The following is a 12,684-nucleotide window of genomic DNA, read 5'->3' on the forward strand; positions in this document are numbered from 1 at the left end:
CATGGCCAAGCTGTCGGAGGAGCCGCTGGTCGCGGCAGACGCCCAGGTGCGCAACAGCACGCTCGGCCGCTATACGGAGGTCGGGCAGGGCTGCAGCCTGCTGAACACCGAGCTCGGCGACTACTCGTACGCGACGCGCTATTGCGACTTCGCCAACACGGTGATCGGCAAGTTCTCCAACATCGCGAGCTTCGTGCGGATCGGCCCGACCGACCATCCGCTCGACCGGGCGAGCCTGCACCACTTCATGTACCGCGCGGCGAGCTACTGGGACGATGCGGAGGACGAGACCGCGTTCTTCGAGGCGCGCGCGGCGCGGGTCGCCCATATCGGCCACGACACGTGGATCGGCCACGGCGCCATCATCAAGCCGGAGGTGACGGTGGGCCACGGCGCGGTGGTCGCCGCGGGCGCGATCGTGACGAAGGACGTCGCACCCTACACGATCGTCGCAGGCGGGCCGGCGAAGGTGATCCGCCACCGCCAGCCCGCGGAGATCGCGGACCGGCTCATCGGCTTGGGGTGGTGGGACTGGGACCACGCGGCCCTGCGCGAGGCGCTGGAGGATTTTCGGGGCCTGAAGGCGGAAGCGTTCCTGGAGAAGTACGGCGGCTAGCAGGCCGTCATGGTCGGGCTCGACCCGGCCATCGCCCGGATTTCGGAGATCCTCGGGTCAAGCCCGAGGATGACGCTCCATTGAAGAGACGAGGGCCGCGCCCTCGGGGGGAGGGTGAGCGCCGTCTTGCAAACGCTCCGGTGGAGCGTTTGAGGCGAGAACGGGCGGAGCCCGGGGCGGGCGCGGCCCGGCGGTGCCGCCGGGCAAGGCGTGTAATCAATGCATCACCACCCCGGACTTGATCCGGGGCCTTTGGCTGAGGAGCGCTTCGGTTGCTGAAAGGTCCCGGCTCTTCGGCCGGGACGGTGGCCCCTGAGCACGACCACCCCGGACTTGATCCGGGGCCTTCTTCCGCGGATCACCTCCGGACCCAAAGGTCCCGGCGCAGCGCGTCTACCCCTGATCCTCGACGCTCAGCGCCACGCGGTCGCCCGCGAACCAGGCGTGGCCGTACTCCACCGGCACCCCTTGCGGATCGACGTTGATGCTGACCGTGCGCAGGATCGGCGCGCCCTCGCGCAGGCGCAGGTGCCGGGCCTGCGCCGCCGTGGCGAGCTTCGCCGTGATCCGGGTGGAGGCACGGGTGTAGTCGGTCACGCCGCACTGTGCGAGGGCCAGGGTGATCGATTCCTCCTCGGCCAGGATCGCGGGCAGGTCGGGGAAGCGCTCCGCCGGGAACACGCTGCGCGACAGGGCGAGCGGCTGCCCGTCGGCGAGGGAGACGCCCTCGAACACGTGGACCTTCGCCCCCTCCTCCAGCGCCAGCGCCTCCAGCTCCGCCGGATTGGCCTGCCGGGTCTCGTTGGACAGCCGCTTGCGCCCCGGCAGGCGGCCCGCCGCATTCAGGTTGCTGCGGAACCGAACGCGCCGCCCGATGGCGTATTCCGTGGGACGGGCGGAGATGAAGACGCCCGCCCCCTGCCGCGACTGCACCACGCCGTCCTCGGCCAGGGCCGCCAGCGCCCGGCGCACCGTGTGGCGGTTGACGCCGAAGCGCCCGGCGAGCTGCGCCTCGCTCGGCAGGCGGTCGCCGACATCGTAGTGCCCCGCGGCGATCTCGCCGGACAGGGCGTCGTGGATCGCGGTCCAGATCGGTGTGCGGCTCATGTCATCGAAACTTCACTTCGTGGCGATTGCGCCGAAGCGCCTCTATCGGTATCACTTGTATAGTTGTATAATAACTCCGACAAGTGGAAAGGGTTGTCTATGTCGCAGGACGCCGCGAGAGCCGGTTGGATGAGCCTGATGGCCAAGGCGCCCGCGGCGGCGGTCGCACGGCTCTGGCCCGCGCTGGGCGAGGAGCCCGCCTTCGACTGGCTGCGCGCGCCCGAGATCGGCAGCATCATGGTCCGCGGCCGGGCCGGGGCGGTCGGCGCGCCCTTCAACCTCGGCGAGATGACGGTGACGCGCTGCGCGCTCCAGCTTTCGGACGGTACGGTCGGCCACGGCTACGTGCAGGGCCGCGACAAGGAAAAGGCGCGCCGCGCGGCGCTCGTCGACGCACTGATGCAGACCGGCGCCGCCGGGAAGATACGCACGGCGCTCCTCACCCCGCTGGAGGCGGAGATGGCGGAGGCCCGGCGCACCCGCGCGGCCAAGGCCGCCTCCACCAAGGTCGATTTCTTCACCATGGTCCGGGGAGAGAACGGATGACCGCACTGGCCGGAGGCTTCACCGAACCCGCCCTCGAGGCCGCGCAGGCCTTTCGCGCGGCGATGAACGCGATGGCCCGGCCGGGGCGGATCGAGCATGCGGCGGCGGCCCAGCCCCCCGCACCGCTCTCCCCCGCGGCAGGCACGCTGCTGCTGACGCTCTGCGACACGGATACGGCGCTTTACCTCGCACCCGGCCACGACACCGACGCGATCCGGCAGTGGATCGCCTTTCACACCGGCGCGCCGATCGTGGCGGCGGGGGAGGCCGATTTCGCGCTCGGCACCTGGGCGGCGCTGCAACCGCTCGACACCTATCGGATCGGGGAGCCGGACTATCCCGACCGCTCCGCCACGCTGATCGTCGAGGTGGAGGAGCTGGAGGCCGCGGGCGCGACCCTCACCGGCCCCGGCATCGAGATCGAGGCGCAGCTCAACCTGCCGGACCCGGCGGCCTTCGCGGCCAATGCGCGCCACTTCCCGCTGGGCTTCGACACGTTCCTGACTTGCGGCGACCGCCTCGCAGCGATGCCGCGCAGCACGAGGGTCGGCTGATGTATGTTGCGACGAAAGGCGGCGAGCGCGCCATCGACAACGCCCATGCCTGGCTGGCCGAGGAGCGGCGGGGCGATCCGTCGGTGCCCGAGCTCTCCATCGCGCAGATCCGGGAGCAGATGAAGCTCGCGGTCAATCGGGTGATGGCGGAGGGCTCTCTCTTCGATCCCGATCTCGCCGCCCTCGCCATCAAGCAGGCGCGCGGCGACCTGATCGAGGCCGTGTTCCTGATCCGCGCCTACCGCACCACGCTGCCTCGCTTCGGCATGTCGGAGCCGGTAGAGACGGGGAACATGGCCTGCGACCGCCGGATCTCGGCCACCTTCAAGGACGCGCCGGGTGGGCAGGTGCTGGGCCCGACCTTCGACTACACGCACCGCCTGATCGACTTCGCACTGGCGGCCGAGGGCGAGGCACCGCGGGCCGAGGAGGGCGAGCCGCGGCTGGAGCCGACGCCGCATATCGCCGGTTTCCTCGACCGGGAAGGACTGTTGCAGGCGGAGGCCGAGGGCACGCCCACACCGCCCGACCTCACCCGCGAGCCCATCGAGGTGCCTGCCGACCGGCCGCTGCGGCTGCAGGCGCTGACCCGTGGTGACGAGGGCTTCGTGCTGAGCATGGCCTATTCGACCCAGCGCGGCTTCGGCCGCACCCACGCCTTCGTCGGCGAGCTCCGCATCGGCCGCGTGGCGGTGGAGATGGAGGTGCCGGAGCTCGGCTTCGCCATCGAGATCGGCGAGGTGGAGCTGACCGAGTGCGAGACCATCAACCAGTTCCAGGGCTCCAAGACCGAGCCGCCGCAGTTCACCCGCGGCTACGGGCTCGTCTTCGGCCAGTCGGAGCGCAAGGCGATCTCGATGTCGCTGGTCGACCGGGCGCTGCGCTGGGAGGAACTGGGCGAGGATAACGTGGGCGCACCGGCGCAGGACCAGGAATTCGTGCTGATGCACGCGGACAACGTGCAGGCGACGGGCTTCCTCGAGCATATCAAGCTGCCGCATTACGTGGATTTCCAGTCCGAGCTGGAGCTGATCCGCAAGCTGCGGGCTGAGGCGATGGCGAGCCGGGAGGCGGCGGAGTGAGCGCGGCGTTGCCCCCCTCTTCGGTGCTTTGCGGGTGGCCCCCCTCCCCGGCCCTCCCCCCAGTAGGGGGAGGGGGCGAAATCATCACCGCCTACGCACCAATCCCCTCCCCCCGGGGGGGGAGGGTTAGGGAGGGGGGCTTCCCCAACGCCCTTAACCCCACCTTCACCACAACCCGCAACGCTCCGGAGCGCCCCAGTCCTCGGAGCCGCCCCATGCACAGCCGCAACCTCACGGCACGCCAGAAGACCCGCATCCGCGCCCTGCGCGCCGAGATGACGCCGGCCGAGCGCACGCTCTGGTACCACCTGCGCGCCCACCGCTTCCTCGGGTACTCGATCCGCCGCCAGGCCCCGATCGGCCCGTGGATCGTCGATTTCGTCTGCCCCGCAAAGCGCCTGATCCTGGAGGTGGACGGCGACACCCACGACCCCGCCGAAGACCTGCGCCGCGACGCCGACCTCGCGGCCCGCGGCTACCGGGTCCTGCGCGTCAGCAACCACGACGTCTTTACCAGTCTCGACGGCGTCCTCGCCCAACTCGCCATGGAGCTCGCCCGATGAGCGCCCTCTCCCACATCACGCTGATCGTGGCCGATCTCGACCGGACGCAGGCGATGGTGGAGCAGGTGCTGGGCGGCCGCCTCGTCTATGACAGCGGTGCCGACACGTTCTCCCTGTCGAAGGAGCGGTTCTACCTCGTCGGCGACGTCTGGCTCGCGACCATGGAGGGCGCGCCGCTGGCCGAACGCACCTACAACCACGTCGCCTTTCGAATTGACGAGAGCGAATTCGAGGCCCGGCAGGCCGCCATCGAGGCACTCGGCCTCGACCTGCGCCCGCCCCGCCCGCGGATCGAGGGCGAGGGGCGCAGCCTCTACTTCCACAGCGCCGACGGGCACTTGCTGGAGCTGCACACCGGCACGCTCGACCAGCGCCTCGCGGCCTATGCGGCACGGAGGAGTGCGTGATGTCAGTCGCTGCCGCCGCCGTCGAAGCCACCGCCGCCATCGTCCCGACCTCGCAGATCGCCGGCGTATGGGGGCAGGTTGTCGGTCCGCCCATAGCTCCTGCGCGGGCTCAGGTATTTGCCGAGCCTGTAGGAAAAGCGGATCGCCACACTCAGGAGCACGCCAAAGACAACGAATATCAGGACTTCGGGCATTCAGCTTCCTCAGCAGTTCAATTCGACGTCACGAGACCGGGTGCGCCATGACCGATTACAACTTCGCCTATCTCGACGAGCAGACCAAGCGGATGATCCGGCGGGCGATCCTCAAGGGGCTCGCGATCCCGGGCTACCAGGTGCCCTTCGCATCCCGCGAGATGCCGATGCCTTATGGCTGGGGCACCGGCGGGGTGCAGGTCTCCGCCGCGGTGCTGACGCCCCAGGATACGTTCAAGGTCATCGACCAGGGGGCGGACGACACGACGAACGCGGTCTCGATCCGCAAGTTCTTCGAGCGGACGGCGGACGTGCCGACAACCACCCACACGAGCGAGGCGACCGTCATCCAGACCCGCCACCGCATCCCGGAGGAGCCGCTGACCGAGGACCAGATCCTCGTCTACCAGGTGCCGATCCCCGAGCCGCTGCGCTTTCTGGAGCCGCGGGAAGTCGAGACGCGCCGCATGCACGGGCTGGAGGAATACGGCCTGATGCATGTGAAGCTCTACGAGGACATCGCGCGCCACGGTGCCATCGCCACCGCCTATGCGTACCCGGTGAAGGTGGAGGACCGCTACGTGATGGACCCCTCGCCGATCCCGAAATTCGACAATCCGAAGCTGTCGGACAACCCCGCGATCCAGCTCTTCGGCGCGGGCCGGGAGCAGCGGATCTATGCGCTGCCGCCCTACACCAAGGTCGTGAGCCTCGACTTCGACGACTACCCGTTTGATCCTTCGAAGGCGGAGCATCCGTGTGCGCTCTGCGGGTCGCGGACCAGCTACCTCGACGAGGTGATCATGGACGATGCCGGCAGCCGGATGTTCGTCTGCTCCGACACCGACTATTGCGAAGGTCGGCGGGAGGGGGCCGCGTGACACCGCGCGTCTGGATCAACGGGGCCGGGATGAACGGCGAAGTGCCGCCCTTGGAGGCCGCGGCGCATCCCCTGCCGGATGTCGCGATGGTCGAGGATATGGCGCAGGCCATCGTCCGCGACATGCCCGAACGGGCGGACGTGATCGGTCATTCGCTAGGCGGCATGGTCGCGATGGTGATCGCGGCGACCTGGCCGGGGCGCGTGCGGCGGCTGGTGATCTACGAGAGCACCTATGGTGTGCGCACCCGGATCATGGACCGGATCGGCACGCGGGTCGCGCTTTTCATCGCGCGGGTGCTGAGCCCCCGGCGCATCGCGGCGCTGACCTCGATCGGCCAGAAGCCGGAGACGGTGGCGGCGTTCCGGCCCCTGCTGGAGGCGGCTCCGCACAGGCAGACGATGCGGCAGTTGCGGGCCGCCGCGCGCTTCGACGGGCGGCCGCTGCTGCCGCGGATCGCGGCGCCGACACTGGTGCTGACCGGCAAGCAGAACAGTCGGACCCACGCTCAGGCGCGCTACATGGAGCGGCACATCCCGGAGGCCCGCGCGCAGATGCTGCCGGGCGGACATTTCGCGCATCTCGACGACCCGGTGGCCTTTGCCGCGGCGGTCGAGGGATTTCTGGAGGCGGCGTGATGGGGACGAGCTTACCCCCCTCCCTAACCCTCCCCCCTGCTGGGGGAGGGGATTGGTGCATTGGGGGCGAGGCTGTCGCCTTCACGGCGGACGAGGCGCTACACTGTCGCGCCGCCCTCGCCGATATCGCCCCCTCCCCCCGCGGGGGGAGGGCCGGGGAGGGGGCAAACCCCACCCAACCAAAGGACCGACCATGATCAACCAGCTGCGCACCTACGAGATCTTCGCCGAGAACCGCCAGGCCTTCCTCGACCGGTTCCGCGACCACGCCGCACGGCTGATGGCGGATCACGGCTTCCGCATCCAGGCGATGTGGGAGATGGAGCGCGACGGCCGCCTCTTCTTCGTCTACCTCCTCGCCTGGACCGACGCGGCCGAGATGGACGCGCGCTGGGCCGCCTTCATGGCCAACCAGGAGTGGAAGGACATCAAGGCGCGCACTGCCGCCGAGCACGGCAACCTCGTCGGCGAGATCGAAAGCGCCGTGCTCACCCCCACCGAGTTTTCCGCTGCAATCGGGAGTGCGACATGACCCCCCTCCTCGACGTGAAGGGCCTCACGAAGTTCTACGGCCCCCGCATCGGCTGCGCCGACGTGACCTTCGACCTCTGGCCCGGTGAGGTCATGGGCGTCGTGGGCGAAAGCGGATCGGGCAAATCGACGCTCCTCTCCTGCCTCGCCGGGCATCTGGCACCCGATCGCGGCGAGGTGATCTTCGACACGCGGGCGGAGGGGCCGCGCGACGTGCTGACCATGAGCGAGCCGGAGCGTCGGATGCTCGGCCGCACCGACTGGGCCTTCGTCCACCAGAACCCGCGCGACGGCCTGCGCATGGGCGTGAGCGCGGGCGGCAATGTCGGTGAGCGGCTGATGGCCGTCGGTGCGCGCCATTACGGCGAGATCCGGGAAAGCGCCATCGACTGGATGGGCCGGGTGGAGATTGCGGCGGACCGGGTCGACGACCGGCCCTCGGCCTTCTCGGGCGGGATGCAGCAGCGGCTCCAGATCGCGCGCAACCTCGTGACGGGTCCGCGGCTGGTGTTCATGGATGAGCCCACGGGGGGCCTCGACGTCAGCGTGCAGGCGCGGCTGCTCGACCTGCTGCGCTCGCTGGTGCGGCGCATGGGGCTGTCGGCGATCGTGGTGACCCACGACCTCGCCGTCGTGCGGCTGCTCGCGGACCGGCTGATGGTGATGAAGGACGGGCACGTGGTCGAGGCGGGGCTGACCGACCAGGTGCTCGACGATCCGCAGCACGCCTATACGCAGCTGCTGGTGAGTTCCGTGTTGCAGGTCTGAGGACCGGGGCGCTGCCCCGGACCCCGGGATACTTGGAGACAGATGAAGATGCGGGAGCGGATCGCGGCCATCGATCATTTCAGCGGCCTGGACGCCGGCCAACTCGACCGGCTGCTCGCAGGCAGCCGGGTGGAGAGCTATGCGGCGGGGGCGGCGATCCTCGATCCCGAGACCTCGCCCGCGTTCTACTCGTTCCTCTTGGAGGGGCGCTGGTGGATGCGGCGGACCATCCGGGGCGTCGCCCCGCGGGATTGGATCGACGACCGGCCGGGCAACTGGCATGGCGGGATCGGGCTGATCGACGCGGTGGCGCCGCCCGAGGTCAAGGCGGAGACGGACTGCACCGTGCTGCACGTCCCGCGCAACCTGCTCGACGAACTGGCGGGGGAGAACCCGCATCTGGGCGTCGCCATGCTGCGCGGGGTGCGCGGCGGGGCGACCATGCTGCACAAACATGCGACGGGAGAGGGCGAATGATCCGGGTAGAGGGCGTGGGCAAGGATTTCGTGCTGCACAATCAGGGCGGCACGGCGATCCCGGTGATGGAGCGGGCGGAGCTGGAGGTCGCACCGGGCGAGTGCGTGGCGCTGACCGGCGCCTCGGGCGCGGGCAAGTCCACGCTGATGCGGATGATCTACGGTAATTACCGCGTGGGCCGTGGCGTGATCGCGGTCGACGGGCTCGACGTGGCGCAAGCCGCCCCGCGGGAGATCCTGGAGCTGCGGCGCTGGACGCTCGGCTATGTGAGCCAGTTCCTCCGCGTCCTGCCGCGGGTGCCGACCGTGGAGGTCGTGGCCGAGCCGCTGCTGGCGCTGGGCGTCGATGAGGGGGAGGCACAGAGCCGGGCCGAGGCCCTGCTCACCCGCCTCAACATCCCCGAGCGGCTGTGGACGCTGAGCCCGACCACCTTCTCCGGCGGGGAACAGCAGCGGGTCAACATCGCCCGCGGCTTTGCCCACGAATACCCCGCCCTCCTGCTCGACGAGCCGACGGCGAGCCTCGATGCTGCCAACCGGGAGGAGGTGCTGACCCTGATCGAGGAGGCGAAGGCCCGCGGCGCGGCCATCGTGGGGATCTTCCACGACGTGGCGGCGCGGCAGCGCCTCGCGGATCGGGAGGTCGATGTGACGGCCTTCGCCCCTGCATGAGCGGACGTCTGATCGCGGTGGTCGGCCCCTCCGGCGTCGGCAAGGACACGGTGATGCGGGCGCTGGCCGCGCGGGCCGAGCTCGGCCTCGTGCGCCGGGTCATCACGCGCACCGATGCGGTGGGTGAGGACTGCGACGTGGTGAGCGCCGACGCATTCGCTCGCCGCCGCGCCGCGGGCGCCTTCCTGCTGGATTGGGAGGCGCACGGGCTGAGCTATGGCATCCCGGTGGAGGTGCGCGCGGCGCTGGCCGAGCGCGACATGCTCGTCAACCTCTCCCGCCGGGTGCTGGAGCGGGCGGCGGCGCTGGTGCCGGGCTTCATGGTGATCTCGCTGACGGCCGCGCCCGAGGTGCTGGCCGAGCGGCTCGCCGCCCGCGGGCGGGAGGATGCGGCCGACCAGGCCCGCCGCCTCGCCCGCCGGGTCGAGCTGCCCGAGGGCCTGCACGTGGTCGAGATCGACAATGGCGGCCCATTGGAGCGGACGGTGGAGACGGCGCTCGCCGCCCTCTACCCGGTGAGGGCGTAGCGGTGGACCTCGCGAAACATCCCGTCCGCGCCCTCGCCGACCAGCGTGAGGCTGTCGATCACGTGGGGGCTGCCGATGATGCCGGTGAGCTGCACCTCGGCCTCGGCCCGCACCGGCGCGGGATCGTCGAGCGCGCGGGACAGGGTCATGTGGAAGCGGAACTCCTCCATCACGTAAGGGTAGCCCCAGCGGATGAGGTTCGCCTCCTGCGCCGGGGTGAGCCCCGCGGCACGGCGCCGCTCCAGCTCCTCCGCCGGGGCAGGGGCGCGGTGGGCGTCGAGCGCTCGGACCGCCTCCGCCGCCATGGCGTTGAGCGCGGTCACGTCGCCCGCAGGCACAAGCGCCACGAACCGGCCCAGCGGCCGGACGATCAGCGCCTCCAGCGTGACGGGGGCGAGGCGGGCGGTGAGGGCGGCGACGTCCGCCTGCAGCGCGCCCACGTCCGCGGTGGGGCGGAACGGCGGCTTGATCGTCGCGTGAAAGCCGTACTTGCGGGGGCGGGCCACGATGTCCTCCCGCTCCGCGGCGACTGCGCGCGGCGTCCCGCTCGCCACGTCCCAGCCCAGCCAGTCGGCGCCGAATTCGGCCAGCGCGCCCGGCGGCGGCGTGTAGTAGATGGCGTAGCGGCGATACATCCGGCCCTCCCGTTTTCCCTTTCCTCTCAATGCTCGGTGACGCTCTCGTGACACAGGATCTCGTTCTCGCCAATGCCACGCTCATCCTCGATGACGAGACCCGGACCGGCCGGGTGACGGTCGAGGACGGCAAGATCGCGGGCCTCGATTTCGACGCCGCGGTGCCCGAGGGCGCGGTGGATTGCGGCGGCGACTGGGTGGCACCGGGGCTGATCGAGCTGCACACCGACAACCTGGAGCGCCACATGACCCCGCGCCCCGGCGTGAACTGGCCGCATGAGGCGGCCTTGCTCGCCCATGATGCGGAGCTTGCCGGGACCGGGATCACCACCGTCTTCGACGCGATGCGGGTGGGCTCCATTCCGAAGGGCAAGGGCCGCTACCTGCAATATGCCCGCGACCTCTCGCGCGAGATGCTGGCGCTGCGCGCCGCCGGCGTCTTCAAGATCAGCCACTTCCTGCATCTGCGGGCCGAGATCTGCTCCGAAACGCTGGTCGAGGAGCTGGCCGAGTTCGGGCCGGAGGATCGGGTGGGGCTCCTCAGCCTGATGGACCACACGCCCGGTCAGCGGCAGTTCCGCGATATCGGCCAGCTCAAGACCTACGTGATGGGCAAGAACAACCTCGACGAGGCGGGCTTCGACGAGCATGTGGCGCGGCTCTACGCGGTGAAGGCGGAGCACGGCGCGCGCAACGAGGCGGCGGCGCTGGAGGCCGCGCGGGTCTGCGGCGCGGTGCTCGCGAGCCATGACGATACGGACGTGGCGCATGTGGAGGAGTCGGCGCGGCACGGCATCCAGCTCGCGGAGTTTCCGACGTCGCGCGCGGCGGCGCAGGCCTGCCGAGACCACGGGATCGCAGTGATGATGGGCGCGCCCAACGTGATCCGCGGCGGGTCGCATTCGGGGAACGTCGCGGCGGGCGAGCTGGCGGAAGCGGGGCTGCTCGACATCCTCTCCTCGGACTACGTGCCCGCGGCGCTGCTGCTGGCGGCGGCGCGGCTCGGCGCGCTCTGGGACGACATGGCGCGGGCGCTGGCCACGGTGACATCGGCTCCGGCGGCGGCTGTGGGGCTGGACGACCGGGGGCGGCTCGCGCCGGGCCTGCGCGCAGACCTCGTGCGGTTCCGCGAGCGCGAAGGCGGCACGCCCGTGGTGCGCGGCGTCTGGAGCCAGGGCCGGCAGGTGGCGTGAGGGGGTCTGGGGCGGCTGCGAGAAGAGCCACCGTCCCGGCCGAAGCGCCGGGACCTTCTGCCCCCGAAGCACTCCGCTGCGAAAGACCCCGGATCAAGTCCGGGGCGGTATCGCTTTGAAGCACTGTCCCGCCCGGCGAATAGGCCGGGCAGCGCCCGACCCTCCCCACGGGAGGGCGCTTCTGCAACGGATCAAGCGGCGCTTCCTGTCTCGAATGTTTCAAGGTTTCAAGCCGTACCGTCGGTCCGCCGCGCCCACCCAGGGTCGGGCGCTGCCCTCATCGCACAGTTCTGACGATTAACAGCGCTAGCTCTCGGGGCTCCGAGAAATGAAGGGCGCGAGCCCTGCAAGACAGCCCTCACCCAACCCAAACCGGGTTCGTCCAGGCCCGCCTGCCGCGCGCATCCATCACCGTGAGCCGCCGCCAGGGCGATCCGCCGACCCGGTCGTAGGGCACGACCGTCTCGGTGATGCCCTCGCCATGGATCGCCCGCGCCGCACTTCCGCGTCCCAGCACCACGACGCTCGCCGCCTCCGAATGGCGGACGACGACGCGCTTTTCCTCCCACGCGACCTCGTGGATCTCCGGCCCGGTCGAGCTGTAGAACGCCCCCGCCTTCAGCGCCGCGAGCAGGGCGTCCGGCGTATTTTCCTCCGCCTTCACCATCACCCAGCCGCCGAAATGATCGGGCTCGGTGAAATGCGCGTCGTCGGTCGCGATCAGCGTGAGCCGCCGCCCCGCCTCCAGCATCCTGTCGAGCGTATGGAAGCCGTGGGGCCGGTCCGCCCCCACCGCACAGCCGTGGTTGTAGATCTCGACCGCGTGCGCCGCCTCGATCCCCATCGCGTCCGCATGGGTCAGCCCGGACCACTCCGGATGCGCCACGGCGACAAACGCCCCGGCGGCGCGAGCGCGGGCGGCGAGCTCTGCCCCGCTCTCCTGCCCCTCCACCGGGTGGAAATGCGGCGCGTCGGGCGGCGCGAAGTCCGGCGGCAGGCCGACGGCGAGCAGGTGCCAGAGCTCGCCGTTCTCCATCGCGCCCGAATGCAGCTCCGCGCCGAGGATCGTGGTGAAACCTTCGCCGCGGAACCCCGTCGTGTCCACGATCGGATAGCCGAAGAGCCCCACGAAATGGTCGGTCAGCGCAATGAAGTCGTAGCCCTCCGCCCGGTAGCGGCGACAGACCTCCGCCGGCTCCAGCGCCCCGTCCGAGCGGTTGGAATGGGTGTGCAGGTTGCCGCGCCAGAAGCGGCCCGGCGTGGTGAAGGCGGGATCGGTCATGGCGTGCTCCCG

Annotated in this window: 18 protein-coding genes; 14 read left to right on the top strand and 4 right to left on the bottom strand. The window is 70.5% G+C overall.

Annotated features, from left to right (window positions below; all coding sequences use genetic code 11):
* Position 1: 1 nt before the first annotated feature.
* Positions 2-616, top strand: coding sequence for an LbetaH domain-containing protein (locus I0K15_RS12190; RefSeq protein ID WP_196101785.1), 615 nt, complete (start codon positions 2-4; stop codon positions 614-616).
* Positions 617-1,009: 393 nt separating this feature from the next.
* On the opposite strand, the gene phnF is transcribed toward I0K15_RS12190, so the two are convergent.
* Positions 1,010-1,723, bottom strand: a complete 714-nt coding sequence (phnF, locus tag I0K15_RS12195) for a phosphonate metabolism transcriptional regulator PhnF (RefSeq protein ID WP_196101786.1) — start codon at positions 1,721-1,723, stop codon at positions 1,010-1,012.
* 138 nt (positions 1,724-1,861) lie between these two features.
* Here phnF and phnG point away from each other — a divergent pair, with 138 nt between their 5' ends.
* From phnG to fosX, 5 genes are all read left to right on the top strand, one after another.
* A complete protein-coding gene (gene phnG, locus I0K15_RS12200) occupies positions 1,862-2,269 on the top strand; it encodes a phosphonate C-P lyase system protein PhnG (RefSeq protein WP_230374103.1) in 408 nt (135 codons plus the stop codon).
* Positions 2,266-2,823, top strand: coding sequence for a phosphonate C-P lyase system protein PhnH (gene phnH, locus I0K15_RS12205; protein WP_196101788.1), 558 nt, complete (start codon positions 2,266-2,268; stop codon positions 2,821-2,823). Before phnG ends, phnH begins: the two co-directional genes overlap by 4 nt.
* Positions 2,823-3,905, top strand: a complete 1,083-nt coding sequence (locus tag I0K15_RS12210) for a carbon-phosphorus lyase complex subunit (protein WP_196101789.1) — start codon at positions 2,823-2,825, stop codon at positions 3,903-3,905. The genes phnH and I0K15_RS12210 overlap by 1 nt, the downstream gene beginning before the upstream one ends.
* Before the next feature lie 215 nt (positions 3,906-4,120).
* Positions 4,121-4,468, top strand: coding sequence for an endonuclease domain-containing protein (locus tag I0K15_RS12215; protein WP_196101790.1), 348 nt, complete (start codon positions 4,121-4,123; stop codon positions 4,466-4,468).
* Complete coding sequence (fosX, locus tag I0K15_RS12220; protein ID WP_196101791.1) at positions 4,465-4,875, top strand: FosX/FosE/FosI family fosfomycin resistance hydrolase; 411 nt, start codon at positions 4,465-4,467, stop codon at positions 4,873-4,875. The genes I0K15_RS12215 and fosX overlap by 4 nt, the downstream gene beginning before the upstream one ends.
* Before the next feature lie 2 nt (positions 4,876-4,877).
* Here fosX and I0K15_RS12225 read toward each other — a convergent pair whose 3' ends face one another.
* Complete coding sequence (locus I0K15_RS12225) at positions 4,878-5,069, bottom strand: hypothetical protein (RefSeq protein WP_196101792.1); 192 nt, start codon at positions 5,067-5,069, stop codon at positions 4,878-4,880.
* Between the two features lie 47 nt (positions 5,070-5,116).
* Here I0K15_RS12225 and I0K15_RS12230 point away from each other — a divergent pair, with 47 nt between their 5' ends.
* The 7 genes from I0K15_RS12230 to phnN all read left to right on the top strand — a co-directional run bounded on the left by I0K15_RS12230 (position 5,117) and on the right by phnN (position 9,562).
* Positions 5,117-5,950, top strand: a complete 834-nt coding sequence (locus I0K15_RS12230; RefSeq protein ID WP_196101793.1) for an alpha-D-ribose 1-methylphosphonate 5-phosphate C-P-lyase PhnJ — start codon at positions 5,117-5,119, stop codon at positions 5,948-5,950.
* Positions 5,947-6,588 (top strand): alpha/beta fold hydrolase, encoded by a 642-nt coding sequence (locus I0K15_RS12235; RefSeq protein WP_196101794.1) that lies wholly within the window; start codon positions 5,947-5,949, stop codon positions 6,586-6,588. The genes I0K15_RS12230 and I0K15_RS12235 overlap by 4 nt, the downstream gene beginning before the upstream one ends.
* A gap of 193 nt (positions 6,589-6,781) precedes the next feature.
* Positions 6,782-7,120 carry an NIPSNAP family protein gene (locus I0K15_RS12240; protein WP_196101795.1) on the top strand — a complete coding sequence of 113 codons (339 nt, stop codon included), beginning with the start codon at positions 6,782-6,784 and terminating at the stop codon, positions 7,118-7,120.
* Positions 7,117-7,887: a phosphonate C-P lyase system protein PhnK gene (phnK, locus tag I0K15_RS12245; protein ID WP_196101796.1), complete on the top strand. Its 771-nt coding sequence runs from the start codon at positions 7,117-7,119 to the stop codon at positions 7,885-7,887. The genes I0K15_RS12240 and phnK overlap by 4 nt, the downstream gene beginning before the upstream one ends.
* A 42-nt stretch (positions 7,888-7,929) precedes the next feature.
* Entirely contained in the window at positions 7,930-8,364 is a 435-nt protein-coding gene (locus I0K15_RS12250; RefSeq protein ID WP_196101797.1) for a Crp/Fnr family transcriptional regulator, read from the top strand.
* Complete coding sequence (gene phnL / locus I0K15_RS12255) at positions 8,361-9,035, top strand: phosphonate C-P lyase system protein PhnL (RefSeq protein ID WP_196101798.1); 675 nt, start codon at positions 8,361-8,363, stop codon at positions 9,033-9,035. Before I0K15_RS12250 ends, phnL begins: the two co-directional genes overlap by 4 nt.
* Entirely contained in the window at positions 9,032-9,562 is a 531-nt protein-coding gene (gene phnN / locus I0K15_RS12260; protein ID WP_196101799.1) for a phosphonate metabolism protein/1,5-bisphosphokinase (PRPP-forming) PhnN, read from the top strand. The genes phnL and phnN overlap by 4 nt, the downstream gene beginning before the upstream one ends.
* Here the strand turns inward: phnN and I0K15_RS12265 are convergent.
* Positions 9,544-10,197 carry a DUF1045 domain-containing protein gene (locus I0K15_RS12265; protein WP_196101800.1) on the bottom strand — a complete coding sequence of 218 codons (654 nt, stop codon included), beginning with the start codon at positions 10,195-10,197 and terminating at the stop codon, positions 9,544-9,546. The genes phnN and I0K15_RS12265 overlap by 19 nt on opposite strands.
* 47 nt (positions 10,198-10,244) lie before the next feature.
* Between I0K15_RS12265 and I0K15_RS12270 the strand changes: the two genes are divergently transcribed.
* Complete coding sequence (locus tag I0K15_RS12270; RefSeq protein ID WP_196101801.1) at positions 10,245-11,390, top strand: alpha-D-ribose 1-methylphosphonate 5-triphosphate diphosphatase; 1,146 nt, start codon at positions 10,245-10,247, stop codon at positions 11,388-11,390.
* A 358-nt stretch (positions 11,391-11,748) separates the two neighbouring features.
* Here the strand turns inward: I0K15_RS12270 and I0K15_RS12275 are convergent, their stop codons facing one another.
* The gene (locus tag I0K15_RS12275; RefSeq protein WP_196101802.1) at positions 11,749-12,672 is read right to left on the bottom strand and encodes a CehA/McbA family metallohydrolase; all 924 of its coding nucleotides are present in this window, start codon (positions 12,670-12,672) and stop codon (positions 11,749-11,751) included.
* Between the last annotated feature and the right edge of the window lie 12 nt (positions 12,673-12,684).

It is taken from the genome of Pontivivens ytuae, assembly GCF_015679265.1.
GTDB lineage: Bacteria > Pseudomonadota > Alphaproteobacteria > Rhodobacterales > Rhodobacteraceae > Pontivivens > Pontivivens ytuae.